Origin of the sequence: Mesorhizobium sp. L-2-11 (assembly GCF_016756595.1) — a bacterium.
Classification (GTDB): Bacteria; Pseudomonadota; Alphaproteobacteria; order Rhizobiales; family Rhizobiaceae; genus Mesorhizobium.
In genome coordinates this window covers 3,923,605-3,948,528 of sequence record NZ_AP023257.1, presented here as the reverse complement: position 1 = coordinate 3,948,528, position 24,924 = coordinate 3,923,605, and the positions used below count along the sequence as shown (strand labels likewise).

General features: G+C 62.7%; 27 protein-coding genes and 1 tRNA gene. 18 read left to right on the top strand and 10 right to left on the bottom strand.

Going from position 1 to position 24,924, the window contains the following annotated elements; translation table 11 throughout:
* Positions 1-3: 3 nt before the first annotated feature.
* Together JG739_RS18870 and cysE are read right to left on the bottom strand one after the other, a co-directional pair.
* The gene (locus tag JG739_RS18870) at positions 4-207 is read right to left on the bottom strand and encodes a DUF3126 family protein (RefSeq protein ID WP_013531334.1); all 204 of its coding nucleotides are present in this window, start codon (positions 205-207) and stop codon (positions 4-6) included.
* Between the two features lie 194 nt (positions 208-401).
* Positions 402-1,250, bottom strand: coding sequence for a serine O-acetyltransferase (cysE, locus tag JG739_RS18865; RefSeq protein ID WP_202362899.1), 849 nt, complete (start codon positions 1,248-1,250; stop codon positions 402-404).
* Between the two features lie 155 nt (positions 1,251-1,405).
* Here cysE and JG739_RS18860 point away from each other — a divergent pair, with 155 nt between their 5' ends.
* A complete protein-coding gene (locus JG739_RS18860; RefSeq protein WP_202362898.1) occupies positions 1,406-2,005 on the top strand; it encodes an HD domain-containing protein in 600 nt (199 codons plus the stop codon).
* 93 nt (positions 2,006-2,098) lie between these two features.
* Here JG739_RS18860 and JG739_RS18855 read toward each other — a convergent pair whose 3' ends face one another.
* From JG739_RS18855 to JG739_RS18845, 3 genes are read right to left on the bottom strand one after another with little or no spacing between them, the layout of a single operon-like run.
* Complete coding sequence (locus tag JG739_RS18855) at positions 2,099-2,866, bottom strand: alpha/beta fold hydrolase (protein ID WP_202362897.1); 768 nt, start codon at positions 2,864-2,866, stop codon at positions 2,099-2,101.
* A gap of 20 nt (positions 2,867-2,886) precedes the next feature.
* Positions 2,887-3,399, bottom strand: coding sequence for a DUF192 domain-containing protein (locus tag JG739_RS18850; RefSeq protein ID WP_202362896.1), 513 nt, complete (start codon positions 3,397-3,399; stop codon positions 2,887-2,889).
* A 24-nt stretch (positions 3,400-3,423) separates the two neighbouring features.
* Positions 3,424-4,020, bottom strand: a complete 597-nt coding sequence (locus tag JG739_RS18845) for a cold-shock protein (protein WP_274609391.1) — start codon at positions 4,018-4,020, stop codon at positions 3,424-3,426.
* Positions 4,021-4,238: 218 nt separating this feature from the next.
* Here JG739_RS18845 and gloA point away from each other — a divergent pair, with 218 nt between their 5' ends.
* On the top strand, positions 4,239-4,679 hold the full coding sequence (gene gloA, locus JG739_RS18840) for a lactoylglutathione lyase (protein WP_202362894.1): 441 nt from the start codon (positions 4,239-4,241) through the stop codon (positions 4,677-4,679).
* A gap of 28 nt (positions 4,680-4,707) precedes the next feature.
* A complete protein-coding gene (locus JG739_RS18835; protein ID WP_202362893.1) occupies positions 4,708-5,001 on the top strand; it encodes a DUF2218 domain-containing protein in 294 nt (97 codons plus the stop codon).
* A 4-nt stretch (positions 5,002-5,005) separates the two neighbouring features.
* Here the strand turns inward: JG739_RS18835 and JG739_RS18830 are convergent, their stop codons facing one another.
* Complete coding sequence (locus JG739_RS18830; RefSeq protein WP_202362892.1) at positions 5,006-5,572, bottom strand: DUF1697 domain-containing protein; 567 nt, start codon at positions 5,570-5,572, stop codon at positions 5,006-5,008.
* A complete protein-coding gene (ilvA, locus tag JG739_RS18825; RefSeq protein ID WP_202362891.1) occupies positions 5,569-6,825 on the bottom strand; it encodes a threonine ammonia-lyase IlvA in 1,257 nt (418 codons plus the stop codon). The genes JG739_RS18830 and ilvA overlap by 4 nt, the downstream gene beginning before the upstream one ends.
* Before the next feature lie 217 nt (positions 6,826-7,042).
* On the opposite strand from ilvA, the gene JG739_RS18820 reads away from it, so the two are divergent.
* Together JG739_RS18820 and JG739_RS18815 are read left to right on the top strand one after the other, a co-directional pair.
* Entirely contained in the window at positions 7,043-8,110 is a 1,068-nt protein-coding gene (locus JG739_RS18820; protein ID WP_202362890.1) for an alpha/beta hydrolase, read from the top strand.
* Between the two features lies 1 nt (position 8,111).
* Complete coding sequence (locus JG739_RS18815) at positions 8,112-9,272, top strand: alpha/beta hydrolase (protein ID WP_202362889.1); 1,161 nt, start codon at positions 8,112-8,114, stop codon at positions 9,270-9,272.
* Positions 9,273-9,300: 28 nt separating this feature from the next.
* On the opposite strand, the gene ade is transcribed toward JG739_RS18815, so the two are convergent.
* Complete coding sequence (gene ade / locus JG739_RS18810; RefSeq protein WP_202362888.1) at positions 9,301-11,112, bottom strand: adenine deaminase; 1,812 nt, start codon at positions 11,110-11,112, stop codon at positions 9,301-9,303.
* Positions 11,113-11,389: 277 nt separating this feature from the next.
* Here ade and JG739_RS18805 point away from each other — a divergent pair, with 277 nt between their 5' ends.
* Positions 11,390-12,553 carry an IS4 family transposase gene (locus tag JG739_RS18805; protein ID WP_199202850.1) on the top strand — a complete coding sequence of 388 codons (1,164 nt, stop codon included), beginning with the start codon at positions 11,390-11,392 and terminating at the stop codon, positions 12,551-12,553.
* Positions 12,554-12,916: 363 nt separating this feature from the next.
* On the opposite strand, the gene JG739_RS18800 is transcribed toward JG739_RS18805, so the two are convergent.
* Positions 12,917-13,096 carry a hypothetical protein gene (locus tag JG739_RS18800; protein ID WP_202362887.1) on the bottom strand — a complete coding sequence of 60 codons (180 nt, stop codon included), beginning with the start codon at positions 13,094-13,096 and terminating at the stop codon, positions 12,917-12,919.
* Between the two features lie 820 nt (positions 13,097-13,916).
* Here JG739_RS18800 and JG739_RS18795 point away from each other — a divergent pair.
* Positions 13,917-14,002, top strand: a tRNA-Leu gene (locus tag JG739_RS18795).
* A 45-nt stretch (positions 14,003-14,047) separates the two neighbouring features.
* Here the strand turns inward: JG739_RS18795 and JG739_RS18790 are convergent.
* Positions 14,048-14,626 carry an NUDIX domain-containing protein gene (locus tag JG739_RS18790; RefSeq protein WP_202362886.1) on the bottom strand — a complete coding sequence of 193 codons (579 nt, stop codon included), beginning with the start codon at positions 14,624-14,626 and terminating at the stop codon, positions 14,048-14,050.
* A gap of 409 nt (positions 14,627-15,035) precedes the next feature.
* Between JG739_RS18790 and JG739_RS18785 the strand changes: the two genes are divergently transcribed.
* From JG739_RS18785 to JG739_RS18735, 11 genes are all read left to right on the top strand, one after another.
* Complete coding sequence (locus JG739_RS18785; protein ID WP_202362885.1) at positions 15,036-16,139, top strand: NADH:flavin oxidoreductase/NADH oxidase; 1,104 nt, start codon at positions 15,036-15,038, stop codon at positions 16,137-16,139.
* Between the two features lie 102 nt (positions 16,140-16,241).
* Positions 16,242-16,535, top strand: a complete 294-nt coding sequence (locus JG739_RS18780; protein WP_202367523.1) for a DUF982 domain-containing protein — start codon at positions 16,242-16,244, stop codon at positions 16,533-16,535.
* A 31-nt stretch (positions 16,536-16,566) separates the two neighbouring features.
* A complete protein-coding gene (locus JG739_RS18775) occupies positions 16,567-16,806 on the top strand; it encodes a DUF2188 domain-containing protein (protein ID WP_077371423.1) in 240 nt (79 codons plus the stop codon).
* 293 nt (positions 16,807-17,099) lie between these two features.
* Positions 17,100-18,188: an ABC transporter ATP-binding protein gene (locus JG739_RS18770; protein WP_202362884.1), complete on the top strand. Its 1,089-nt coding sequence runs from the start codon at positions 17,100-17,102 to the stop codon at positions 18,186-18,188.
* Positions 18,189-18,227: 39 nt separating this feature from the next.
* Positions 18,228-19,553 (top strand): ABC transporter substrate-binding protein, encoded by a 1,326-nt coding sequence (locus JG739_RS18765; protein ID WP_202362883.1) that lies wholly within the window; start codon positions 18,228-18,230, stop codon positions 19,551-19,553.
* Between the two features lie 205 nt (positions 19,554-19,758).
* Complete coding sequence (locus JG739_RS18760; protein WP_370463494.1) at positions 19,759-20,610, top strand: carbohydrate ABC transporter permease; 852 nt, start codon at positions 19,759-19,761, stop codon at positions 20,608-20,610.
* 81 nt (positions 20,611-20,691) lie between these two features.
* Positions 20,692-21,537 (top strand): carbohydrate ABC transporter permease, encoded by an 846-nt coding sequence (locus JG739_RS18755; protein WP_128182347.1) that lies wholly within the window; start codon positions 20,692-20,694, stop codon positions 21,535-21,537.
* A gap of 325 nt (positions 21,538-21,862) precedes the next feature.
* A complete protein-coding gene (locus tag JG739_RS18750; protein ID WP_202362881.1) occupies positions 21,863-22,606 on the top strand; it encodes a competence/damage-inducible protein A in 744 nt (247 codons plus the stop codon).
* 77 nt (positions 22,607-22,683) lie between these two features.
* Positions 22,684-23,517, top strand: a complete 834-nt coding sequence (locus tag JG739_RS18745) for a universal stress protein (protein WP_202362880.1) — start codon at positions 22,684-22,686, stop codon at positions 23,515-23,517.
* A 159-nt stretch (positions 23,518-23,676) separates the two neighbouring features.
* Entirely contained in the window at positions 23,677-24,177 is a 501-nt protein-coding gene (gpt, locus tag JG739_RS18740) for a xanthine phosphoribosyltransferase (RefSeq protein WP_023798205.1), read from the top strand.
* Between the two features lie 249 nt (positions 24,178-24,426).
* On the top strand, positions 24,427-24,915 hold the full coding sequence (locus JG739_RS18735) for an NUDIX hydrolase (protein ID WP_202362879.1): 489 nt from the start codon (positions 24,427-24,429) through the stop codon (positions 24,913-24,915).
* Positions 24,916-24,924 lie beyond the last annotated feature (9 nt).

Genomic DNA, 24,924 nt, shown 5'->3' with positions numbered 1-24,924 from the left:
GGCTCAGGCCAGGTCGATGTCGAGGATCGCCATCGAGAAATTATAGTCGCCGTCGTCCTCGTCCTTGAAGACGATGCCGAGGAATTCGTCGCCGACATAGACCTCGGCCGAATCGTCCTTGCGCGGCCGCGCCTTCACTTCAAGCTTGGGGTTCTGGAAGACGCGCTTGAAATAGGCGTCCAGCTTTCTGATTTCGTCCGGCTTCAAAAGTCTTCTCCGATTGTCGGTCTTGCTCGTTTGAGCGCGCTTCTGGCACGTCGACAATGGCGATGTAAAGGCAAGCCGGCGAGAGAACCAAGGCAATCGCTTGAGGTTTGCGCTGCCCCTCTTTGCCCTGCCGGGCATTTCTTCCCGTTTAGTGACGGGGAGAAAGACGCCTTTGCAAAGCCCTGCCCGAGCGTTCAGATATCGAAGCTGACGACGTGGTCCATCGATTGCGACGGCAAAAGCTGGTCCATCTGCCGCGAGGGCCGGTCGCAGCCGGTTTCGCCGACGACGCGGGCCGGCACGCCGGCAACCGTCTTGTTGTGTGGCACCGGCGACAGCACCACCGAGCCTGCCGCGATCTTGGAGCAATGGCCGACTTCGATGTTGCCGAGGATCTTTGCACCGGCCCCAATCAGCACGCCGTAGCGGATTTTTGGATGGCGGTCGCCGCCGGCCTTGCCGGTGCCGCCCAGCGTCACGCCGTGCAGGATCGACACGTCGTCCTCGATCACCGCCGTCTGGCCGACGACGAGGCCGGTGGCATGGTCGAGGAAGATGCCCTTGCCGATGCGGGCGGCCGGGTTGATGTCGGTCTGGAACACCGAGGACGACCGACTCTGCAGATAGAGCGCGAAATCCTGGCGGCCCTGGTTCCACAGCCAATGCGCCAGCCGGTGCGTCTGGATGGCGTGAAAGCCCTTGAAATAGAGCACCGGCATGATGAAGCGATCGCAGGCCGGATCGCGGTCGTAATAGGCCTGAATGTCGACACGCACCGTCGACGCCCAGTCCTCGTCGTTGGCTGCCATCGCCTTGAATGTCTGGCGGATGAGATCGGAACCGATATCCTGATGGGCGAGCCGCTCGGCCAGCCGATGGATGACCGCCTCCTCCAGGCTTTCCTGGTTGAGGATGGTCGAATAGAGGAATGCCGCCAGCAGCGGGTCGCGGTTGACCGCCTCCATCGCTTCGTCGCGGATCGAGCGCCAGATCGGATCGATCGGCTTCACCATGGTCGGGCGGGTAATCGTAACGCTGTTCATCAATGGTCTCCGGCCATCTGGTGTCTCCGGCTTGGCACCAAAACCGCTGCGCATTTTTGCGCGACATGCTCTATAAGCCAGATCATAGCACGGTTGAACTCAATTTTCCTTAGTGCTTTGTCAAATGGATTGGGTTCACGGACATTCAAGCGGCGATGGAAAACCAAGCCTTGATCGACGGGCCGCTGAAGAATGAGCTTTCCACGCTCTATGCGGCCGAAGGCCGCCACTATCACAGCCTTGCCCACATCGAGGCGATGCTGGCGCTGGCCGGCCACTATCGGGCATCGTTGCACGACCCCGAGGCGGTCGAGGCGGCGATCTGGTTCCACGACGCCATTTATGACAGCCGGGCCAAGGACAACGAGGCCAGGAGTGCCGCCCTTGCCGAAAAAAAGCTAGCCGGCCGCACCGATGCGCAACGCCTTGGCCGCATCACGGCGATGATATCAGCCACCGCCACGCATGAGTTGCCGCAGTTTGGCGACGAGAATGCCGCCCGCGACGCAGCGCTGTTCCTCGACATGGACCTGGCGATCCTGGGGGCGCCGCCCGATGCGTTCGATGCCTATGAACAAGCGGTTCGCCGCGAATATGGCTGGGTGCAGGAACCGATGTGGCGTGCCGGCCGCAGTGCCGTTCTGAAAAATTTCCTCGCCCGCCCGCATATCTTCCACACCGAGGAGTTCCGGCAGCGGTTTGAAGCTCGGGCTCGGCAAAACATGGCGCGTTCGCTCGAAGCGCTTGAGGCATGAGGTGCAGAACCTTTGATGCCGGCGGGACAGCGCCCCCCTCTGTCCTGCCGGACAGAGGGGGGCGCGACGGATCGCTACAGATCGGCTCTACACTCACAGCGGATTTTCGGCATAGAACTCCAGCACCCGCTGCTTAAAGGTCTTGTCGCCGACGGCCAGCATGTGGTCGCGGCCCTCGATGTGGAAAGCCCTGGCGTTCGGCATCAAGGCGGCCAGTTCGTCGGGCGAACCGCCGATATCGTCCTTGGTGCCGACGGCGATCAATGTCGGCTGGGCAATGCGCGCGATGTCGGCCTCGGCCAGCAATTCCCGTGAAGTGGCAATGCAGGCGGCCAGCGCCCGACGGTCGCTGCGGGTCTGGTCGGCGAAGGCGCGAAACGAGCGGCCACGCGGATGGCTGGTGCTATCTGGATCGTCGGCCAGAAGGGCGGCGGCGATCGGATCCCAGTCGCCGACGCCGTCGACCATGCCGACGCCGAGACCGCCGAAGACCAGCGTCGCCACCTTGTCCGGGTCGGAAAGCGCCAGGAAGGCGGAAATCCGCGCGCCCATCGAATAGCCCATGACATGGGCGCGTTCGATGCCGAGATGGTTCAGCAGCGCTGCCCCGTCGGAGGCCATTCTGGCCGGCGTATAATCGGCCTCCCGATAGCTCTTCGACGAGGCGCCGTGGCCGCGATTATCGAAGGCGATGGCGCGGTAGCCGGCATCGTTCAGCGCCTTGAACCAGCCGGGCGACACCCAGTTGACGTAATGGGTCGAGGCAAAGCCATGGATCATGAGCACCGGATCGCCCTGCCCCGATGCCGGCTGGCGGTCGAGGAAGGCAAGGTCAAAACCGTGATGGGAGAAGAACTGCATCTGCGATGGATCCTGCGCGTTCAATCGTGCGCAGTGCCGATTGCCGGGTGACGCAACAGGTCGCCGTCCTCGATGCCGCTCCTGGCGGCCGTGCCCGCCTTGAGCTCGAGCACGAAGCGAACCGGCTCGCCGGGCGAGATCATCGCCTCGGATTGCGGCTCGCCTTGCTTGATCGCCCGGATCCTGCCGTCCTGACCGGCAAAGATCAGGTCGAGCGGCATCGGCGTGTTCTTCATCCAGAAGCTGACATCGCGAGGCTCCTCGAACACGAACAGCATGCCATGATCGTCGGCCATCTCCTGGCGAAACATCAGGCCGGCCTCGCGCTCGGCGGAGGTGTCGGCGATTTCGATCGAAAAGGAGCGTTCGCCGCCTTTCGTCACCGCAACCAGCGGCTGCGGGTCGACGGCAAGGATCATCGCCCGGCCGTCTGCCGAAGCCGGTCGCTGCGAATGGAAGAAAGCGCCTGTGGCGACGACAAAGGCGATCGCGGCGCAGACTACGCCGGTTGTCAGCCAGTTCCTGTGAGTCATTCAGAATCCTCGGCCGAAATCGTCCTAGTGCGAGACCGGCAAGGTACCCATATCAGGGTGAATTTCGGCAGCCATAAGGCCTTTGTCGCCGCGCCCGAAGCGGACCAGCACGACCTGCCCCGGCCTGAGCTCGGTAATACCGTAACGGCGCAGCGTCTCCATGTGGACGAAAATGTCCTCGGTGCCCTCGCCCCGGGTCAGGAAACCGAACCCCTTGGTACGGTTGAACCATTTCACCAACGCTCGTTCGAGGCCGCTTTCCGGCGTCACCGAGACGTGGGTGCGCTGCTCCTGCATCTCCGCCGGATGGGTCGCCGTGGTGAGATCCATGGAGAGGACACGGAACGCCTGCAATCCGCGCTCACCCTGCTTGACCAGGCAGACGACGCGCGCACCTTCCAAGGCGGTCTGGAAACCGTCTTTTCGAAGACATGTCACATGGAGAAGAATATCGCCGGAAGAGCCGTCATCGGGAAGAATGAAACCGTAACCCTTGGCCACGTCGAACCATTTGATAGCGCCCGCAACCTCGACGAGATCGGCCGTGTCGCCGCTCTCGTCCCTTCGCAAGGCGTCGTGACCGGTTCCGTCCCGCCCCATGAAAGAGGCTTTTTCCCCCATAAGAACGCCCCCCTTTTTCCAAGAATACCGCAACTGATTCTTGACGTTAGATTAACACTTCCGATTCCGGTGTGTGCAAGACCTGAGCTGCGTTTTTTCACGGTTCATTGCAGGAATACCGGATTTGTTGTTTGCCGGCAGGAGCGGCTATCGGGAATTGCCCTTTGGCCGGGTCGCCACTATGTTCCGCCGCAACGCAACATTTCGAGGAAAATCACATGCGCTACCTCCATACCATGGTCCGTGTCGCCGACATCGATGCCTCGCTCGATTTCTACTGCAACAAGCTTGGCCTCAAGGAAGTGCGCCGCCACGAAAACGAACAGGGGCGCTACACACTGATCTTCCTCGCCGCGAACGAAGACGAGCAAAGCGCCATCACCGACAAGGCGCCGCTGATCGAGCTCACCTACAATTGGGATCCGGAAGACTACAAGGGCGGCCGCAATTTTGGCCACCTCGCCTACGAGGTCGACGACATCTACGCCACCTGCCGGCAGCTGATGGACAAGGGCGTCACCATCAACCGGCCGCCGCGCGACGGCAACATGGCCTTTGTCAAATCGCCGGACGGCATCTCGATCGAGCTTTTGCAGAAAGGCCCGGCCCAGGCCAAGGCCGAGCCCTGGGCGTCGATGCCCAATACCGGAAGCTGGTAACCCAGCCACATTGGGGAAGAATCCATTCATGCCGATCAGCCATGCCGATGTCGTCACTGAACATGCGAGCCGCTATCTGCAACAGCTCTGCAAGCACTGGGCGCACAAGTTTCCCGTCGCGTTCGATTCTAACCACGGCACGATCGATCTCTCACTGGGCCGCACGGTTCTCGATGCCGACCCGGCAGCGCTGCATATCACGGTGACCGCTGACGAAGCCGGCTCGCTGGAGCGCCTGGAGACGGTCGTCGCCGACCACATCAAACGCTTCGCTTTCCGCGAAGAGCTGACCTTCGATTGGAAAAAGGCTTCGGCAGCGTAGGCGACTACGCTCCGCCATTCCGGCTGGCCATCTCGAGCAGCATCAGCACCGTGCGCCAGTTGCGCGCGGTGCCGGGCACTTTCAGCGTGCGCGGGATTAGGTTGGCAAATACCGATTTGCCGAGGCCTTCCGGTGCGTGCAGGTAAAGCACGTCGCCCCTGATCTCGAACCGTTCGGGACCGGTGCATTTTTCGGCCAGCCGCGCGACCTCGTCGGCGGTCGGCGGGCGCTCCAGCACATAGGCGTGGAGCTTGGTCGGCTCGCCGGCGACTTTCGGATAGGGATTTTCCGCCACCAGCCGCTCGAACCAGCCGAGATCGCGCACCATGATGCGCGAAAAAAATCCCCATTTCTTCTCGAATTCCGCTTCCAGCTGTTTGGCCAGCGTGGCCGCTTCGCCCTTTGCCGAACGGAACACGACGTTACCGCTCTGCACATAGCTGGCGACGTCGCCGAAGCCGAGCTCCTCGAAGAACGACCGCAAGTCCGCCATCTTGACGATGCGGTTGCCGCCGACATTGATGCCGGAAAACAACGCAACGAATTGCTTCGCCTGGGCTCGGGCGCTCATATGATGAACCCGGCCAGCGTCTCGTTGTCGGTGATGTCCTGGTATTGGACGCCCTCGGCCTCGAAATTGGCGTTGAGCAGCTCGAAATTGCGGCGGTCCTTGGTTTCGATGCCGATCAGCACCGAACCGAAATTGCGCGCCGATTTCTTCAGATATTCGAAGCGGGCAATGTCGTCGTCGGGACCGAGCAATTCGAGGAAGTCGCGCAGCGCGCCCGGCCGCTGTGGAAAGCGGATGATGAAGTACTTCTTCAGCCCCTCGAAACGCAGCGCCCTTTCCTTGACGTCCGGCAGCCGCTCGAAGTCGAAATTGCCGCCCGAAACCACCGCGACGATGGTCTTGCCCCTGATTTCCTTCTTCGAAAAATCCTTGAGCGCGTCGATCGCCAGCGCGCCGGCCGGCTCCAGCACCACGCCTTCGACATTCAGCATTTCGATCATCGTCGCGCAAAGCCGGTTTTCCGGGATCAGCCGCACCGCCTCGGTGGCAAACGCCCTGAGGTGCCGCAGCGGCTCGCGGCCGATCTCGGCCACCGCCGCGCCATCGACGAAATTGTCGACCCTGGCGAGCTTGATGCGCTTGCCGCTGGCAAGGCTCTCGCTCAGGCTTGGCGCGCCGGCCGGCTCGCAGAAGACGAAGCGCGTGTCGCGGCGCTGGTCGGCGAAATAATGCGTCACACCCGCCGCCAGACCGCCGCCGCCGACCGGCAGCATGATGATGTCGGGCATGCGCGCGCCTGGCATCTGGCCTGATATCTCGTAAGCGACGGTCGCCTGCCCCTCGATGATGTCCTTGTGGTCGAACGGCGGCACCATGTGCGCGCCGGCGCTTTCGGTGAATTCGGAGGCGGCGCGGTAGCAGTCGTCGAAAAAGTCGCCGACCAGCCTGATCTCGACGAATTCGCCGCCGAACAGCCGCGTCTTGTCGATCTTTTGCTGCGGTGTCGTCACCGGCATGAACACCACGCCTGCCTTGCCGAAATGACGGCAGACGAAGGCAAATCCCTGCGCATGGTTGCCGGCGGAAGCGCAGACGAACAGCTCGGCGTCGTTGCCGGCGTCGAGTGCCTTGCGGAAAAAATTGAAGGCGCCCCTGATCTTGTAGGAGCGCACCGGCGACAGGTCCTCGCGCTTCAGCAGCACGCGCGCTCCGGTTTTTTTCGACAGATAGTCGTTTTCCTGCAGCGGCGTTTCCGGGAAGATCTGGCGGATCGCGGCAGCGGCGACAGCGACGCGGGAAGAGAAACTGGTCATCGGAAAAATTACCCCGGATCGTCTGTGATGTTCGCGAAGCTAGCACACGCCGTATGTGATTGATCAGGGCAATCGTTTTGGCTTTCGCGCAACAGTGCGATGACTGTCGCAAGCCGATGAGCGCATTTCGGCAGGAAACGACTTACTTCTGCCGCACTTCGGCTGTCCGGGAGGGTTCGCGGAGGTTGGGCCTTTCGGCCGGAGTGGAATTCTAGAATTGAAGAAGATTTGTATCCTTGCCCTTGCCTTGCTCGTTGCCGGCTGTGGCGGCCGGCAGACCGAGGAACTGCTCGGCAGCGCCATGGTGTCGGCGCCGGTGACCGAAATCGCCGGCAACCACAGCATCTTCATCGCCACGACGCGCAAGCGCTCCGACGATCCCAGCAAGGTTTTCGACCGTGAGCGCTCGGCCACGCTGAACTATGCCCGCGTCAACGTCACCGTGCCGGGAACCCACGAAGCCGGTCGGATCGAGCGGCGCTCGCGCGGCCGGTCGAACGACCCGACCAAATATTTCATGGCCTCCGACGTCGTCGGCTACGACACCGCGCCGAAATTCTCCAGCGCGCTCAGCGCCGACATCGCCGCGCGCGGCGGCCGCGTCATGGTCTTCGTCCATGGCTACAACACCGGCTTCGACGCCGCCGTCTACCGCGTCACCCAGATCGCCCATGATTCCGGCTACCCGGGCACGCCGGTGCTGTTTTCCTGGGCGTCGGGCGCCAAGACCAGGGACTATGTCTACGACAGGGAAAGCGCCAGCGCCGCCCGCGACCAGCTGGAAGTGACGCTGAGAATGCTCGCGCAGACCGGCGCGCGACGCATCGACATCGTCGCTCACTCGCTGGGAACCTGGGTCACCATGGAAGCGCTGCGCCAGCTCGCCATCAACGGCGACCGCGATCTCGGCGGCAAGCTCGGCGACGTCGTGCTGGCCTCGCCCGACATCGATGTCGACGTGTTCAAGAGCCAGATGCGCCGCTACGGCAAGCCGAACAAGCCCTTCATCCTGCTTTTGTCCGACGACGACCGGGCGCTGCGGCTCTCCGGCCTGATCGCCGGCTCGCGGCCGCGCGTCGGCGACTACAAGGACGCCGCCGACCTCGCCGACTATGGCGTGAGCGTCGTCGATCTCTCCAGCGTCAAGGGATCCGATCGCTTCAACCACACCAAATTTGCCGACAACCCCGAGCTGGTGAAGATGATCGGCCAGCGGCTGCGCGAGGATGACGGATTTGCCAGCGACCGCGAGGTGACCGACCGCATCAGCCTGCTCGGGCAGTGAGGTGCGTTCGAAGATTTTTCTCGTCGTAGCGTTTGGGCTCGCCGTGACCGGCTGCGCCGGCCGCAAGACACACGACCTTCTCAACACGACGACCGTGACGGTGCCTGCCTCCGACGTCGCTGCCACGCATGAGATCTTCGTCGCCACCACCCGAAAAAAGGCGACGAAGGACCCGCGGCAGGTGTTCGACGGCGACCGTTCACCGACCACCAGTTTTGCCAGTGTCGAGGTCACCGTCCCGAAAATCCATCAGGTCGGCGCCATCGAGCGGGTCAGGGGCTCCGCCAACAGCAATCCGGCGAAGGATTTCACCGCAATTGAGGTCGAATTCTACGAAGGCGCCCCGCAATTCGCCAAGGCGGTCGGCGCCGACATCGCCATGCGCGGCGACCGCGCGCTGGTTTTCGTGCACGGCTTCAACAACGGTTTCGACGACGGCATCTACCGACTGACGCAGATCGCGCACGACACCAAATACTCCGGCACGCCGGTGCTGTTCTCATGGGCGTCGAGCGGCAAGACCACCGGCTATATCTACGACAAGGAAAGCGCCAACGCGGCGCGCGACGATCTCGAAGAGACGTTGCGCATGCTGGCCAAGACCAGGGCCAAGAGCATCGACATCATCGCCCATTCGATGGGCACCTGGGTGACGATGGAGGCGCTGCGCCAGCTTGCCATCACCGGCGACCGTGATCTCAGCGGCAAGCTCGGCTATGTCATCCTGGCCTCGCCCGACATCGATGTCGACGTGTTCAAGAAGCAGATGATCCGTTACGGCAAGCCCGACAAGCCTTTCGCCATCCTGCTTTCGGGCGACGATCGCGCCCTCAGGCTGTCCTCGCTGATCTCGGGCGACAAGCCGCGCGTCGGCGACTATGGCGATGCGGCTGACCTCGCCAGCTATGGCGTGTCGGTGGTCGACCTGAGCAAGACCAAAGGCGGCGACCGCCTGAACCACGCCAAATTCGCCGACAACCCGTTCCTGGTGCAACTGCTCGGCGACCGGCTGCGCGCTCCGGCCGGCCTGGCATCAGACGAGCTCGATCCGGCGCAGCCGATCGACAATCTCGGCCAGGGCATCGGCAAGGCGGTCGGCTCCGTCGCCGAGATCGTCATCACCACACCGTTCAAGGTGCTGACCATCGCCACTGGCGGATGAGCGACTTGGGCTCGCGCCTTGGTCGACGTCAGACGAACAAATCAACCTTCTGGAACGTCGTCACGTCGATCAGGCCGACATCGGAAATCCTCAGTTCCGGGATGACGACCAGCGCCAGCAGCGAGTGCTGCATGTAGGCGTTGTTGAGCGAACAGCCCATCTGGCGCATCGCCTCGGTCAGCTTGTCGGCCTTGGCCGCGACGATTTCGGCGCGCTCGTCCGACATCAGACCGGCGATCGGCATTTCGACCAGCGCCAGTTCCTTGCCCCTGGAGAACAGCACGACGCCACCGCCGACCTCGCCCAGTCGGTTCACCGCCAAGGCCATGTCCTGCTTGCTGGTACCGACAACGATGATGTGGTGCGCATCATGCGCCACGCTGGAGGCCATCGCGCAGTCGGCCATATAGCCGAAGCCGGTGACGAAGGCGTTGGTGACGCCGCCCGTGCCGCGGTGGCGCTCGACCAGCGCGATCTGGCAGACGTCATTGCGACGGTCCATGGCGACCAGCCCGTCCTCCACTGGAAGGTCGGCCTCGAGCGCCCGCGTCGGCGCCTGGTTCTCAATCACGCCGATGACCCGCACCCGCACTTCGTTGGCGCCGACAGGCGCCACGATGTCGAAATCCCCCGCTTTTAGCTTCTTGCCGAGCTTCACGGTGTTCTTCGCCGACTTCGGATAGTCATAGGCCGCAATGTCGATGTCGAGCTTGCCGCCCCTGGCCAGCCTGACGCCGCGGCCATAGACCTCGTCGATGGTCATTTCGGCCAGATCGGAGACGATCAGCAGGTCGGCGAGCCGCCCCGGCGCGATCGACCCCAGTTCGCGCTCCAGCCTGAAATGCTGGGCGGTGTTGAGCGTCGCCATCTGGATCGCGGTCACCGGCTTCAACCCCTGGCTGATGGCGTGGCGGACCACCCGGTCCATATGGCCTTCATGGACGAGCGTGCCGGAATGGCTGTCGTCGGTGCACAGGATGAAGTTGCGCGGATCGAGCCCGCTCTCCGTCACCGCCTTGATCTGCGAGGCAACGTCGTACCAGGCCGAGCCCAGCCTGAGCATCGCTTTCATGCCTTGGCGGACGCGGGCGATGGCATCCTCGGCGCGGGTGCCTTCGTGGTCGTCCTCGGGGCCGCCGGCGACGTAGCCGTGGAACGGCAGGCCGATATCGCGCGAGGCATAATGGCCGCCGACGGTCTTGCCCGCCCTCACCGTCGCGGCGATCTCGCCGGCCATCACCGGATCGTTGGCAGCCACACCCGGAAAATTCATCACCTCGCCAAGTCCAACGATGTTTTCCCAGGTCATCGCTTCGGTGACATCGGCGACGTTCAGCTCGGCGCCGGCATGTTCCAACCCCGGTGCCGAAGGCACGCAGGACGGCATCTGCACAAGCACGTTGATCGGCATGGCGACGGCCTCGTCATGCATCAGTCGCACACCCGGCAGGCCGAGCACATTGGCGATCTCGTGCGGATCGATGAACATCGAGGTGGTGCCATGCGGGATGACCGCGCGACAAAACTCCGTCACCGTCACCATGCCGCTCTCGACATGCATGTGCGCGTCGCAAAGGCCCGGCACCAGATAGCGGCCGCCGGCGTCGACCACCTTGGTGCCCTGGCCGATGGCGTGACCGGCATTCGGTCCGCAATAGGCGAAACGGCCGCCGGCAATGGCAATGTCGGTGCCGGCGATGATCTCGCCGGAATGAACGTTGACCCAGCGCCCGTTGCGGATGACGAGATCGGCGGGCCTCCTGCCCATGGCGACGTCGACCAGATGCGTCGCCGCCTCGGCCCAGGATTTTGGTTTCGTCGCACGCGCGGTCTTCGCCATGAGGAGGACTCCTGTTTTCCCGACTGTGCCAAGCCGCGCGGATTTTGACCAGCGGGGAACTTGTGGGTCGTGTGCGGCTACGTCGTGTGCGGCTACTCGCCTCTTGTTTGCCGGACTTTCGGGAGTAGGCCCGTCGGCGGAGCTGCGATCTCCCCCCTTGCGGCAGGGCTGTCCGGGGAAAGTTTTGAGTGAATCGAAATGCCACATGTGCATGCCCCGTAAAACGGGGTTTGTCCGTCTTTTCTCTGGTTGTCGAGACTCAGAAAAGGAACGGGGCATGCGCTTTGCACCTAGCATCTTCGGGCAGCTTCTTGAACCCATCGATCGGCGTCAATTCCAAGCAATTGTGGATCGCCACGACGGGGATGCGTACGACAAATCGTTCAGAAGCTGGGATCATCTGGTGGCGCTGATCTATGCCCAGTTCTGCGGCAGCAGCAGCTTGCGTGGCCTGGAAGCCGGCTGGAACGCCAACAGCCAGCATCATTATCACCTGGGCAGCGGTCCGTTGATGCGTTCGACCTTGTCGGATGCCAACAGACGGCGTCCGGTCGCCATCTTTGCCGAGGCGTTCGGTCTGGTGGCGAACCTGCTCGACAGGCAAATGCGGCGCGAGGGCGAAGCAATGCTGCGGCTGATCGACTCGACCCCCATTCCGCTCGGCAAACTGTGCGATTGGGCCAAGTCGAACGGGCGCATTCGCGGCATGAAGGTGCATGTCGTCTATGACCCGAAGACCGACTGTCCGCGCGTCCTCGACATCACCGACGCCAACGTCAACGACGCCCAGGTCGGTCGCCAGATCACGATCGAAGCTGGAGCGACCTACGTGTTCGACAAGGGCTACTGCCATTATGGCTGGTGGACGGCGATCGCCGAAGCCGGATCGATCTTCGTGACGCGGCCCAAATCCAACATGAGGCTGGCGCTGCTGCGTGATCGCCCTATAGCCGAGCCGCAGGGCGACGGCTTCCTGGTTGTGGAAGACAGTGAGGTAAGCTTGGTCAGCAAGGCTGCTTGCAAGCTGCCGATGCGGCTGCGTCGCCTGCGCGTTCAGCGCGAAACGGGCGACACCATCACGCTTTTGACCAACGATCTGGAGCGCTCTGCCGTCGAGATTGGACGGCTTTACAAAGGCCGCTGGCACATCGAGCTTCTGTTCCGATGGATCAAGCAGCACCTCAAGATCCGCAAGTTCCTCGGCAACAACGGCAATGCAATCCGCCTGCAACTCTTTGCCGCAATGATCGCCTTTGCGCTGCTGCGCATTGTCGCGCGCACCCGCCGCGTCACTATTCCTATCTTGAGGTTCACAGAACTGGTCGCTCAATACTTGTTCGGGCGGCGGAAACTGCACACCATCGATAAGCCGCCACCGGTCAATCCAAGCCGACCAAGGGACCGAGCCTCTCCCAATCAGATGGCCTTCATTTATGAATAACTTTCCCCGGACAGCCCTGCCCTTGCGGGGGAGATGCCCGGCAAGGCAGAGGGGGTGCTGTCGTGGGTGCTGTCCCTCCGACCTGTCAACCAAATTACAGCCACGCCTTAGGCTGTTTCCGGTTGAATGGCTGAAGTCGAAGTTGGCGATCCTTCCCACCCCCTCTGTCCTGCCCCTCTTTGCCAAAACTTGGCATCTCCCCCGCAAGGGTCCCGCAAGGGGGGAGATCGGACGTCGCTTTGGCTTTCGCCAACTATCAGTGCTGGAACGCAGACGATAAGGCGCGGGCCTAAACCAGCTCACCACTCGTTAGCGAATCTTCTTTGAATTGACGTTCGGGAGTTTCGATCGGGGAAGTTGCGGTCAAGTATCATCCCGCTGTTCCCTGTCGCGGCAGTTGAGAAGCTCGACCAGATCGTCGGCCTCCTCGATTGGCATGTCGATCAACGGGACGCCGACCTCGACAACCGGCAGCCCCGTGAACACATCGATGATATCCCACGTGCCTTCAGGTGTCTTCTCAATGTCGTAGCGTTGAGTCATGGGGAAGGAGAGATTAGCGAGTGCAGGAGAAGATTAGCGCGTTTTCTCGGTTATCGCTGGTTTGGGCTCCGGGAATGCGGAAACGGTTCCCGCCCGGCCTGATCAAGCGCCTCAAGTAGTGGGACAAGGGTGCCGGGCAGTCGTGGGTCGACGGCAAGATTCAGCACGTCGTGCAGGTGCCGGCGATAATCTTCGGAACGGATCAATTGCCGTATGGCTTTGGCAACAGACTTCCCTTGTCCTGTGTCACACTCTGTCATGTCCGGGGTTCCAGTAGCTTCCGTCCGAAACTCAGCCGTTGCGAAATGGTTCCGACGATCCTGGTTGAATCTCAGCGGATGACCGGCCCGCGGTGGCGAGGGGATTCATTCCGTTACCTCAGCCGAAGAATGCAGCGGCTCAGAATAAAAGCGCTCCATAGCGATCCTTCGCGCCCCCCTCTGTCCTGCCGGACATCTCCCCCACTCGGGGGGAGATTGGCCTTCATCACTGATTTCGCCAACCACCAACCTGGCAAAAAATGACGATGTCCGCGAAGCTGCCGATCTCCCCCCCTCGTGGGGGAGATGCCGATTCTTGGCAAAGAGGCAGGACAGAGGGGGGCGCTGTCCCTCGGCGATCAAAGGTTCTGCACCGCAGCAGCGGTAACAGCATGGGTCCTAAGGTCTGCGCCCCGTCGCTTCGCTCCTTGCTCCGCGCTGGGATGACGAAGTGGAGGGGTGTTTGCAGCAGCGACAAGGGCGTGCTTGCAGTGTCAGATTTTTCGATTGACAGAACGTGGCTTGACGGCCTTTGGCTGGCGGCTGAAAAGGGCTGGCCTGCGGACGTGGCGGAATTGGTAGACGCAAGGGACTTAAAATCCCTCGATCTCTGATCGTACGGGTTCGATTCCCGTCGTCCGCACCAGCAACACCGGCGCCACCCCAGCGGGGCGTCCAGCCTCCGGTACGGTCACTTTCCGATCGGGTTCAGCTTCAGATGCTGGATCAGGATGATGGTCTTGGCGTCGATGATGCGGCCGTCGTAGATGCCGGCCAGCGCCTCGTCGAGCGGCATCTCCAGGACCTCTATGTCTTCGCCTTCGTCCGCCGCGCCGCCGCCGTCGGAGATGCGGTCGGTCGGTGAATAGCGGGCGACGAAGAACCAAAGCCGCTCGGTCACGCTGCCGGGGCTCATATAGGGCGAAAACAGCCGTTCGACGTCCTTCAGCCTATAGCCGAGTTCCTCTTCGGCCTCCTTGCGGATGCAGGTTTCGGGATCGTGTTCGTCGAGCAGGCCGGCGCAGGCCTCGATGAGCGGCTCGCGGTGGCCGGTGACGTAGGCCGGGTAGCGGAACTGCCGCACCAGCAGAACCGTCGAGCGCTCCGGATCGTAAGGCAGGATAACCGCGCCGTCGCCGCGATCATAGGTCTGGCGGACCTGCGTCTCCCACTGCCCGTCGCGCCGGCGATAATCGAGGACGGTCTTTTTCAGGACGGCCCAGTCGTCGGAAAGGACTTCCTCCGATCGGATGCGAATGCGGTCTTCCATGGTGAACTCCGTGTTGCCGGCGAGGCGTAGCGGTGATCCAGCCTTTGCGCAATCCCGACAGCAATTCAGGCGATCGCTTCAGGGAAGGATCCCGTGTTATCTCAGCTTGGGTTCCTCGCCGCCACGAGAGTGGGGGAGAGGTGGCTCGGCGAAGCCGAGACGGAGAGGGGGACTGCGCAGGGGACTGCGCCCTACGAAAGCCCCCTCTCCGGCCGCGGAGCCTGTCCTCGGGCTTGCCAAAGGCAAGACCCGTGGGCGGCCACCTCTCCCCCGCTTCGCGGTGGGCGAAGAACCCAGGTCTTGATAGGTCGCTCTGCCCAGCAGGCAGAGGCAGCGCTTCACCGCCTCGTGTATGGCGCAGGCGCAAACGATTGCCTAAATAGCGACAGCCCCTCCCCGGAATTTTTTGATGACCCCTTCCCTCTTCCAGCCGATCACGCTTGACGGCCTCACCTTTCCCAACCGCATCGCGGTGGCGCCGATGTGCCAATATTCCGCTGAAGACGGCTCGGCCAGCGACTGGCACCTGTATCACTGGATGAACCTTGCGATGTCCGGCGCCGGCATGGTCACCGTCGAGATGACCGACGTCGAGCGGCGCGGCCGCATCTCGCATGGCTGCCTCGGCCTCTATTCCGACGACAACGAGGCGGCCGCCCGGCGCGCGCTGGATGCGGCCAAGCGCGTCGCCGCTCCCGGCACCAAATTCGGCACGCAGCTTGCCCATGCCGGCCGCAAGGCCTCCAACCAGAAGCCTTGGGAAGGCGGCGGCCCGCTGAAGGCCGATCAGGACCCGTGGCCGATCGTGTCGGCCTCGGCAATCGCTTACGACACGGGCTGGCAGGTGCCGAGGGCGCTGGAGGAGGAGGAGATCCTGCAGATCATCGAGCGCTTCGCCGTGGCGGCAAGGCGAGCCGAACGTGCCGGCTTCGACTTCATCGAATTGCACGCCGCGCACGGCTATCTGATCTTCCAGTTCCTGTCGCCGCTTTCCAACCAGCGCACCGACCGCTGGGGCGGCTCGCTGGAAAACCGCATGCGTTTTGTCGTCGAGATCGCCAAGGCGGTGAGAAAGGCAGTGCCCAGGCTGATGCTTGGGGCGCGTCTGTCGGTGAAGGAATGGGTCGATGGCGGCTTCGACATCGAGGACGCCATCGAAGTAGCCAGGGCGCTGAAGGCAACTGATGTCGCCTATCTCTGCTGCTCGAGCGGCGGCAATTCGCCCCTGCAGAAGCTGCCGACAGGCCGCGGCTACCAGGTGCATCTGGCGCAAGCTGTTCGCAACGGCGCCGGCATCCCGACGCGGGCCGTCGGCCTGATCGACGATCCGAAGCAGGCCGAGGCGATCGTCGCCGAGGGCCGTGCCGACATGGTGGCTTTGGCCCGCGCCTTCCTCGCCGATCCGCGCTGGGCGTGGCGCGCCGCGGCCACCTTCGGCGAAAAAATCCGGCCGGCGCCGCAGCTTGCCCGCTCGGTGACGACGATGCAGCACTGGATGAAGGCGGCGGGCTGACCGGCCCGATTGCATGCTTGCCGCCGCAACGACCGCTACCCCCGAGACATTTACGCACGCCGAGGGCCGTGCAACCAAATCGGCGGCTCCGCGTTGGCGGCGATGATGGACAGCAAGCCTTTTGAAAAGCCGGTCGTGGTCGAACTTGGCCATGTCGGCAAATACCGTGAGATCCGCAGCGCCCAGGAAGCGGCGGAGTGCCTGATGACGGTCTGGCCGCTCAATCGTGGCCCTCGGCATCGCGATGCTCTCGACACTTGCCTAAAAGTGCTGGAAGGTTATCGTTCGACAGCGGATGCGCGCCGGGCATTGGTCGAGGCCGCGAAAGAATCGGACGTGCTGGTTCCCGACGAGAGATTGCCCGAAGGCAAATTGCCCCAAGGCAAACCGCATTGAGCAAACCGAGCTTTTTCCACTGGAGGATTTCATGGCCAAGCTGACCTACAAGATCGTCGAGCATGACGGGGGTTGGGCCTACAAGGTCGGCGAGACATTTTCGGAGACGTTCCCTACTCACGAGGATGCGCTGCGCGCCGCCGAGATCGCTTCGGCCGAACAGCAGGTCGCCGGCACCACGGACGGCATCCAGTACGAGGACGCCGACGGCAAATGGCACGACGAGCTCGCCGACGGCCGCGACCGGCCGCAAACCGAAGTTTCCGATTAGGGCTGGTGTCGTTTGCGGATGGCTTTTCGCGTCTCTGGTTTCAAGAGCTGGGGCTTGACAAATCAGGCTCTTGCCATGATCCCGGACATGGCGAATTCAGCCCCTGCCGGGAACGCCCACAATCACGAGCGACGAAGAAGGGCGCTTGCCACGCAGCCGCTTTACAGGGCAGTCTGGTAGCGCTACCGTTTCATCATCGCGCGTGACCAGGGAGGAGCTTTGGGAACTGCCGCGGCCAGTCAGGAAAGCGGTTTCCTTCGAAGATGTCGCAGGAAGCATTCGGGAGGAAATCGATGGCGTCTGTCGCGATTGGCGATGTTTACAAATCATTCGGAACCGTCGAGATTCTCCACGGTGTCAGCGTCGATATAGAGGATGGCGAGTTCGTCACGCTGGTCGGCCCGTCGGGCTGCGGAAAATCGACCCTTCTCAGGATGATCGCCGGCCTGGAAAAGATTTCACGCGGCCAGATCGCGATTGGCGAGCGCGTCGTCAACAACGTTGCGCCAAAAGAGCGCGACGTCGCCATGGTGTTCCAGAACTACGCGCTCTACCCGCACATGACCGTCGCCGAGAACATGGCGTTCTCGCTGATGCTCAAGGGTGTTGCCAAAGCCGAAAGCGCTGCCAGCGTCAAGCGCGCCGCCGAAATCCTGGGGCTGGTGCCCCTGCTGGAGCGCTATCCCAGGCAGCTTTCCGGCGGCCAGCGCCAGCGCGTCGCCATGGGCCGGGCGATCGTGCGCGATCCGGCGGTCTTCCTGTTCGACGAGCCGCTGTCCAATCTCGACGCCAAGCTCAGGGTGCAGATGCGCGCCGAGATCAAGGAACTGCACCAGCGGCTGAAGACCACCACGGTCTATGTCACCCACGACCAGATCGAGGCGATGACCATGGCCGACAAGATCGTGGTCATGCATGACGGCATCGTCGAGCAGATCGGGCCGCCATTGGAACTCTACGACCGGCCCAACAACCTTTTTGTCGCCAGCTTTATCGGCTCGCCCGCCATGAACATGCTGAGGGGCGAAATCGCTGTCGATGGCGGCTCACCGTCTTTCCGCGGCTCCGGCGGGATTTCCCTGCCGCTGGCCGCAGTACCGTCGACCGGCAGCGGCGAGCAGGTGGTGCTGGGGATACGCCCCGAGCATCTGCGGCTATCCCAGGACGACGGCATTCCAGTCACTGTCGTGGTGGTCGAGCCGACCGGGTCGGAAGTGCAGCTCATCGGCCGGACGGCCGGCGGTGACGAGATCGTCGCCAATTTCCGCGAGCGCCATTCCTTCACGCCGGGCGAGACCGTACGGCTCACGGCCGAGCCGGGCCTCATCCATCTCTTTCATGGCGAAACCGGGCAGCGCTTCGACATGCGCGCCCGGCAGTAAGATCCATAAGGCAAGGACAATAAACAGGAGGAGACGAGCATGAAGTTCACCAGACGTGACGTGATCCGCACGACTGCCGGCGTGGCGGCGGGAGCCTTGGGAAGCCGCTTCGTCGGCTCTTCCGCCTTTGCCCAGGAGGGGTTGACATACAAGCCCGAAGACGGCGCAAAGCTGCGCATGCTGCGCTGGTCGCCGTTCGTTCAGGGCGATGAAGACCAATGGCTGGCCAACACCAAGCGGTTCACCGAGGCGACAGGCGTCGAGGTCCGTGTCGACAAGGAAAGCTGGGAGGACATTCGCCCCAAGGCAGCGGTTGCCGCCAATGTCGGCTCCGGCCCAGATCTGATGCTGGTCTGGTTCGACGACCCGCACCAGTACCCCGACAAGCTGCACGACGTGACGGAACTGGGCGAATATCTCGGTACGAAATATGGCGGCTGGCACGACGGACCAAAGCAGTATGCGACGCGCGAGGGAAAGTTCCTCGGCCTGCCCCTGGCCACCATCGGCAATGCCATCGTCTATCGGGAAAGCTGGGTGAAGGAGGCTGGCTTCTCGGAATTTCCGAAGGACACGGCGAGCTTCCTCGAGCTTTGCAAGGCCTTGCAGGCGAAGGGGCATCCGGCCGGTTTCACACACGGCCATGGCGTCGGCGACGGCAACAATTATGCTCACTGGCTGCTTTGGAGCCATGGCGGCCAGATGGTCGACGAGAGCGGCAAGGTGACGATCAACAGCCCCGAGACGCTCAAGGCGATCGAATACGCGCAGGAGCTCTACAAGACCTTCATCCCCGGCACCGAAAGCTGGCTCGACGTGAACAACAACCGCGCCTTCCTGGCCGGCGAACTCAGCGTCATCGCTAACGGCATTTCCGTGTATAACACGGCTAAAACCAACAAGGACAATGATCCGAAACTGACTGAAATCGCCAAGGACATGCGCACGACCAGTCTGCCGATCGGCCCTATCGGGAAATCGGTCGAGCTGTTCCAGGTGACCACGGCGGTGATCTTCGACTACACGCCCTACCCCAATGCGGCCAAGGCCTATCTGCAGTTCATGTTCGAGGAACAGCAAATGGCAGAGTGGATCACCTCCTCGGCCGGCTATTGCTGCCAGACGCTCAAAGCCTTCGACAACAATCCGGTGTGGACGGCCGACCCGAACAATGCCGCTTACGCCAAGGCCTCGGCGACGCTGCGTCCCAACGGCTATGCCGGGCCGCTCGGCTATGCCTCGGCGGCGACCATGGCCGACTACGTCCTGGTCGACATGTTCGCCAAGGCGGTGACCGGCCAGGCGACGCCGCAGGAGGCGATGGAAGAGGCGGAGAAACGCGCCAACCGCTACTATCGCGTTTGATCGCAGCCGAGCCGGGCAGCCGCGACCGCGCTGCCCGGTCTGATTCCCAGAATCGCGTGGCGGCCTCTAGGCCACCATGCCAGCAGACCTTGTGAGGAGCCGCCCCATGGCCGTGTCGTCCGCCGCCGTTCAGCCGCGCCCGTCGATCCTGTCGCGGAGCCTGTCGCTCCTGGCCGACAGCCGCAACGCGCTTGGCTTCGGCTTCATGCTGCCGGCGGCTGCGCTGCTGCTGGTCTTCCTCACCTATCCGCTCGGGCTCGGTATCTGGCTCGGCTTCACCGATGCCCGCATCGGCCGCCCCGGTATCTTCATAGGCATCGAAAACTACCAATATCTGTCGGATGACGCCGTCTTCTGGCTCTCCGTCTTCAACACCTTGCTTTACACGATAAGCGCGTCGATCCTGAAATTCGCGCTCGGCCTCTGGCTGGCGCTTATCCTCAATCAGAACCTTCCCTTCAAATCGTTCTTCCGCGCGATCGTGCTGCTGCCGTGGGTGGTGCCGACGGTGCTGTCGGCCATCGCCTTCTGGTGGATCTATGATTCGCAGTTCTCCATCCTGTCCTGGGCGCTTATGGAAATGGGGCTGATCGACCATCGCATCAATTTCCTCGGCGATCCGGAGAACGCGCGCGCTTCGGTCATCGCCGCCAATGTGTGGCGCGGCATTCCGTTCGTCGCCATCACTCTGCTGGCCGGCTTGCAGACCATACCGCAGTCGCTTTACGAGGCCGCCACGCTCGACGGCGCCAGTCGCTGGCAATTGTTCCGTTTTGTGACGCTGCCGCTGCTGACGCCGATCATCGCCATCACCATGACGTTTTCGGTGCTGTTCACCTTCACCGATTTCCAGCTGATCTATGTGCTGACCCGCGGCGGACCGGTCAATGCCACCCATCTGATGGCGACATTGTCGTTTCAGCGCGGCATTTCGGGAGGCCAGCTTGGCGAGGGCGCCGCCATCGCGGTCGCCATGATCCCGTTCCTGCTTGCGGCGATCCTGTTCAGCTATTTCGGCCTGCAACGCCGCAAATGGCAACAGGGCGGAGGAGACTGACACATGGCTGAGGTCAAGACGGCTGAGATCAAGAGCGCCGCGATCAAAAAAGCGAAGCGGCAGGAACTCGACGAAGGCGGCATGGGCTACCTTCAGAGCCTGCCGCGGCGCGTGGTGACGGTCTATCTGCCGTTGCTGGTGTTCGTCATCGTGCTGTTGTTCCCATTCTACTGGATGACGATCACGGCGATCAAGCCCAATCACGAGATGACCGACTACGCCAATTTCAATCCGTTCTGGGTCGTGCAGCCGACATTCCAGCACATCCGCTATCTCTTGTTCGACACGTCCTATCCGGGCTGGCTGCTCAACACGATCATCATCTCCACCGCCGCCACGTTCCTGTCGCTGCTGGCTGCGGTGTTCGCGGCCTATGCGATCGAACGGCTGCGGTTTTCGGGGGCGCGGCAGGTCGGGCTGGCGATCTTCCTCGCCTATCTCGTGCCGCCCTCGATCCTGTTCATCCCGCTGTCGGTGATGGTGTTCAACCTTGGGCTTTACGACACCCCGTTCGCGCTCATCCTCACCTACCCGACCTTCCTGGTGCCTTTCTGCACCTGGCTGCTGATGGGTTACTTCCGTTCGATCCCGTTCGAACTGGAAGAATGCGCGCTCATCGACGGGGCGAGCCGCTGGCAGATCCTCATCAAGATCGTGCTGCCGCTGTCGGTGCCCGGCCTGATTTCGGCCGGCATCTTCGCATTCACCTTGTCATGGAACGAATTCATCTATGCGCTGACGTTCATCCAGTCGTCGGAAAACAAGACGGTGCCGGTCGGGGTGCTCACCGAGCTTGTCCGCTCCGACGTCTATGAGTGGGGAGCGCTGATGGCCGGAGCCCTGATCGGCTCGCTGCCGGTGGTGGTGCTGTATTCGTTCTTCGTCGAGCACTACGTTTCCTCGATGACCGGAGCGGTGAAGGAATAGCGCCATGCCGCCGTCGGTGCTCGACCGGCCATTTGTCGAAGTCGGCGCCGCCCCTCATTGCCCTGCCGGGCATTTCTCCCCGTATAGTGACGGGGAGAAAGACGCCTTCGCAGAGGATTTCGCCAATCTCCAGCGTTGCAGAACGGATGCCGAGGCCGCGGCCAGCCGCTTCTCCCCGTCACTATACGGGGAGAAGGTGCCGGCAGGCGGATGAGGGGCGGCGCCGACCCGGTGCGATTGCTGTGCTGCAGCAGCGTTATCAATACGGGCATTGCCGCCAACCATCCGCCGCGCTATCTCAACTGACCTTTTGCCGGAGCCTCTCATGCCCGAAATCGTCACCGCTGCCATGCTTGTCATCGGCGACGAGATTCTGTCCGGCCGCACCAAGGACAAGAATATCGGCCACCTCGCCGACATCATGACGGCGATCGGCATCGACCTGAAGGAGGTGCGCATCGTTGCCGACGAGGAAGACGAGATCGTCGCCGCAGTGAATGCCCTGCGTGCCCGCTACACCTATGTCTTCACCACCGGCGGCATCGGTCCGACGCATGACGACATCACCGCGGATGCCATTGCCAGGGCCTTCGGCGTGCCCTGCGAATACGACGCCAAAGCCTATGCGATGCTGGAAGCGAGCTACGCCGCGCGCGGCATCGAATACACCGAGGCGCGCAAGCGCATGGCGCGGATGCCGCGCGGTGCCGACCATATCGACAATCCGGTGTCGATCGCGCCGGGCTTTCGCATCGGCAACGTCCATGTCATGGCCGGCGTGCCGGCGATTTTCCAGGCGATGCTCGACAATGTGGTGCCGACGCTGAAGGCCGGCACCAAAATGCTGTCGGCCACGGTGCACTGTCCGTTCGGCGAAGGCTTGGTCGGCGGACCGCTGGGCGACATCCAGAAGGCGCATCCGGACACGATCATCGGCTCCTATCCAAAGTATGGCGACGGCAAGTTCTGGACCGAGCTGGTCGTCCGTGCCCGCAGCCAGCAAGCGCTGGACGCCGCCCGCGCCGATGTCGAAGCGATGGTTGCAAGGCTCGCCAGCCCGGCCAGTTGATCCAGGCCGGAACAAAGCGTCGTACTGCAACGTTTCATGCGGGCGAGTCTCGCTCGCCCGCAAATTGAGGGGTTGCCATGCGATTCAAGACCATCGTCGCCATTCTGCAGAACGAACAGGACGCGGAGCGCGTGCTCGAATGCGCCATTCCGCTTGCCGACAAGTTCGAGAGCCATCTCATCGGCATTCATGCCGAAGCGCTTCCCGTCCCCTACACCTCGGCCACTGGCTTTCCCGACACCGAGTTCCTGCAGGTTTCGGCCGACATGAACAAGGAACGCGCTGAGAAATTGCGGGCGATTTTCCTCCGGCACGTCGAAGAGTCCGGCCTGTCATTCGAGTGGCGCAGCCTTGAGAGCTTTTCCGGAGACAGCGCACTGACCGGCATCCCGACCGTTCGAACCGCGGACTTGATCATCGCCGCGCAGCGCGAGTCGGGCGGCGATCCGAGCGCCGACGTCGACACGCTGGTCTATGACGCCGGCCGGCCGGTGCTGGTCGTGCCGCACTCAGGCCCGCTCATCACCAGCTTCAAGCATGTGCTGCTCGCCTGGAACGGCAGCAAGGAAGCCGCGCGCGCCGCCTTCGACGCCCTGCCCTTCATCATCGAGGCCGAAAAAACCGATATTGTCGTCATCGACCCGCCGGATACGCTCGACGAGGCCACGGAGGCGGCCGGCGCCGACATCGCCGCCGCCCTGTCCCGGCATGGCGCCACGGTCAGCGTCTCGGTGCTGCAATCGGCCGGCCACTCGGTCGATGAGGTGCTCCAGACAAGGGTTGCGGAAACCGGCGCCGACCTGCTCGTGCTCGGCGCCTACAGCCATTCCTGGCTGCGCCAGCTGCTGTTCGGCGGCGTCACCCGCACGGTGCTGCGCACCCTGCCGGTGGCAGCTTTCCTGTCGCGGTAAATCGACAAGCGGCAAGCCCAAAGGCGGCAAGGCCACAGGATCGCTTGCCGCCGCCCCATCTTGCATCGCCCCTTGCCAGGGCCGAGGCTTTCCAGTTAATTCCGCGCGTTCCTTCAAGTGTCTGCGCGCTTTTTTCGCGCGCTGCGGAGTGCGCGAAAAATGTCCCTTCCCGAAAAGGCCTTTCCTGTCTCGTGGGATCAGTTCCACCGCGACGCGCGCGCGCTCGCCTGGCGGCTTGCGGGCGCCAACAAAGGCCAATGGAAGGCGATCGTCTGCATCACGCGCGGCGGCCTGGTTCCGGCCGCAATCATCTCGCGTGAACTCGGCATCCGGGTCATCGAGACGGTCTGCGTCGCCTCCTATCACGACTATGCCAGCCAGGGGCAGTTGCAGGTGCTGAAGGAGGTCACGCCGGCACTGCTCGCCGATGACGGCGCCGGCGTATTGATCATCGACGACCTGACAGACACCGGCAAGACCGCGGGCATCGTCCGCGCCATGATGCCCAAGGCGCATTTCGCCACCGTCTATGCCAAGCCGAAAGGCAGGCCGCTGGTCGACACCTTCGTCACCGAGGTCAGCCAGGACACCTGGATCTATTTTCCGTGGGATATGGGCTTCACCTACCAGAAGCCGATCGCCGACGACCACGCCGGCTGATTCGCGGCAGCTGCTTTCTCTTCCGGAACATGCCGGCGGGCACTGCTTTGCCGGCGACACTTCTGCCGGCGACCACGACGTGCCGGCGAGCACTTCTTGAAAGAGTGCCGCGGCGCCCGATATTCCTCTATCGACGCCTGTTGGTGTGGTTAACCAGTTCGTATGAAGTTTTTTACTTTCATTGCTTATGATTGACCCTAAGATTCACCAGGCGACAAGTGATTCTAGAGGCTGGGGCAAGCTTCTACGATGTTGACGAGGCAAGTAACGCATAACCATTTGGCCGAAAGGGTCCAGCGGCTCTTCGGCGCAGCGCCGTGCCGCCTGCAGGTTGCAGCATTGCCCTGGCGCGATACCGGGCATGGCATCGAGATCATGCTGATCACCAGCCGCGATACCGGTCGCTGGGTGGTTCCCAAGGGCTGGCCTGAGGCCAAGGAACTGCTTTGCGAAGCGGCGGCGCGCGAGGCCGGCGAGGAAGCCGGACTGCGCGGCACGGTCTCCCACCACGAAGCCGGCCGCTACTTCTATGCCAAGGCATTGGCTTCCGGCGAGGAGGTGCCTTGCGAGGTCCTGGTGTTTCCGCTGCGGGTCGACAAGGTCGCCGACCGGTGGAAGGAAAAGCGGTCGCGCACCCGCAAATGGGTCAGCCCCTCCGAGGCCGTGCGCATGGTCAACGAGCCGGATCTTGGCCAGATCATCGCCTATTTTTGTGCCGACCCGCACAAGTTCTCCTGAGCAAGCATA

What these genes read in the sequence shown, in the direction of transcription:
- cysE (WP_202362899.1), bottom strand. Translation starts at nt 1,250, where the DNA reads ATGAACAGCGTTACGATTACCCGCCCGACCATGGTGAAGCCGATCGAT.
- JG739_RS18860 (WP_202362898.1), top strand. Translation starts at nt 1,406, where the DNA reads ATGGAAAACCAAGCCTTGATCGACGGGCCGCTGAAGAATGAGCTTTCC.
- JG739_RS18855 (WP_202362897.1), bottom strand. Translation starts at nt 2,866, where the DNA reads ATGCAGTTCTTCTCCCATCACGGTTTTGACCTTGCCTTCCTCGACCGC.
- JG739_RS18850 (WP_202362896.1), bottom strand. Translation starts at nt 3,399, where the DNA reads ATGACTCACAGGAACTGGCTGACAACCGGCGTAGTCTGCGCCGCGATC.
- JG739_RS18845 (WP_274609391.1), bottom strand. Translation starts at nt 4,020, where the DNA reads ATGGGGGAAAAAGCCTCTTTCATGGGGCGGGACGGAACCGGTCACGAC.
- gloA (WP_202362894.1), top strand. Translation starts at nt 4,239, where the DNA reads ATGCGCTACCTCCATACCATGGTCCGTGTCGCCGACATCGATGCCTCG.
- JG739_RS18835 (WP_202362893.1), top strand. Translation starts at nt 4,708, where the DNA reads ATGCCGATCAGCCATGCCGATGTCGTCACTGAACATGCGAGCCGCTAT.
- JG739_RS18830 (WP_202362892.1), bottom strand. Translation starts at nt 5,572, where the DNA reads ATGAGCGCCCGAGCCCAGGCGAAGCAATTCGTTGCGTTGTTTTCCGGC.
- ilvA (WP_202362891.1), bottom strand. Translation starts at nt 6,825, where the DNA reads ATGACCAGTTTCTCTTCCCGCGTCGCTGTCGCCGCTGCCGCGATCCGC.
- ade (WP_202362888.1), bottom strand. Translation starts at nt 11,112, where the DNA reads ATGGCGAAGACCGCGCGTGCGACGAAACCAAAATCCTGGGCCGAGGCG.
- JG739_RS18805 (WP_199202850.1), top strand. Translation starts at nt 11,390, where the DNA reads ATGCGCTTTGCACCTAGCATCTTCGGGCAGCTTCTTGAACCCATCGAT.
- JG739_RS18800 (WP_202362887.1), bottom strand. Translation starts at nt 13,096, where the DNA reads ATGACTCAACGCTACGACATTGAGAAGACACCTGAAGGCACGTGGGAT.
- JG739_RS18790 (WP_202362886.1), bottom strand. Translation starts at nt 14,626, where the DNA reads ATGGAAGACCGCATTCGCATCCGATCGGAGGAAGTCCTTTCCGACGAC.
- JG739_RS18785 (WP_202362885.1), top strand. Translation starts at nt 15,036, where the DNA reads ATGACCCCTTCCCTCTTCCAGCCGATCACGCTTGACGGCCTCACCTTT.
- JG739_RS18780 (WP_202367523.1), top strand. Translation starts at nt 16,242, where the DNA reads ATGATGGACAGCAAGCCTTTTGAAAAGCCGGTCGTGGTCGAACTTGGC.
- JG739_RS18775 (WP_077371423.1), top strand. Translation starts at nt 16,567, where the DNA reads ATGGCCAAGCTGACCTACAAGATCGTCGAGCATGACGGGGGTTGGGCC.
- JG739_RS18770 (WP_202362884.1), top strand. Translation starts at nt 17,100, where the DNA reads ATGGCGTCTGTCGCGATTGGCGATGTTTACAAATCATTCGGAACCGTC.
- JG739_RS18765 (WP_202362883.1), top strand. Translation starts at nt 18,228, where the DNA reads ATGAAGTTCACCAGACGTGACGTGATCCGCACGACTGCCGGCGTGGCG.
- JG739_RS18760 (WP_370463494.1), top strand. Translation starts at nt 19,759, where the DNA reads ATGCTGCCGGCGGCTGCGCTGCTGCTGGTCTTCCTCACCTATCCGCTC.
- JG739_RS18755 (WP_128182347.1), top strand. Translation starts at nt 20,692, where the DNA reads ATGGGCTACCTTCAGAGCCTGCCGCGGCGCGTGGTGACGGTCTATCTG.
- JG739_RS18750 (WP_202362881.1), top strand. Translation starts at nt 21,863, where the DNA reads ATGCCCGAAATCGTCACCGCTGCCATGCTTGTCATCGGCGACGAGATT.
- JG739_RS18745 (WP_202362880.1), top strand. Translation starts at nt 22,684, where the DNA reads ATGCGATTCAAGACCATCGTCGCCATTCTGCAGAACGAACAGGACGCG.
- gpt (WP_023798205.1), top strand. Translation starts at nt 23,677, where the DNA reads ATGTCCCTTCCCGAAAAGGCCTTTCCTGTCTCGTGGGATCAGTTCCAC.
- JG739_RS18735 (WP_202362879.1), top strand. Translation starts at nt 24,427, where the DNA reads ATGTTGACGAGGCAAGTAACGCATAACCATTTGGCCGAAAGGGTCCAG.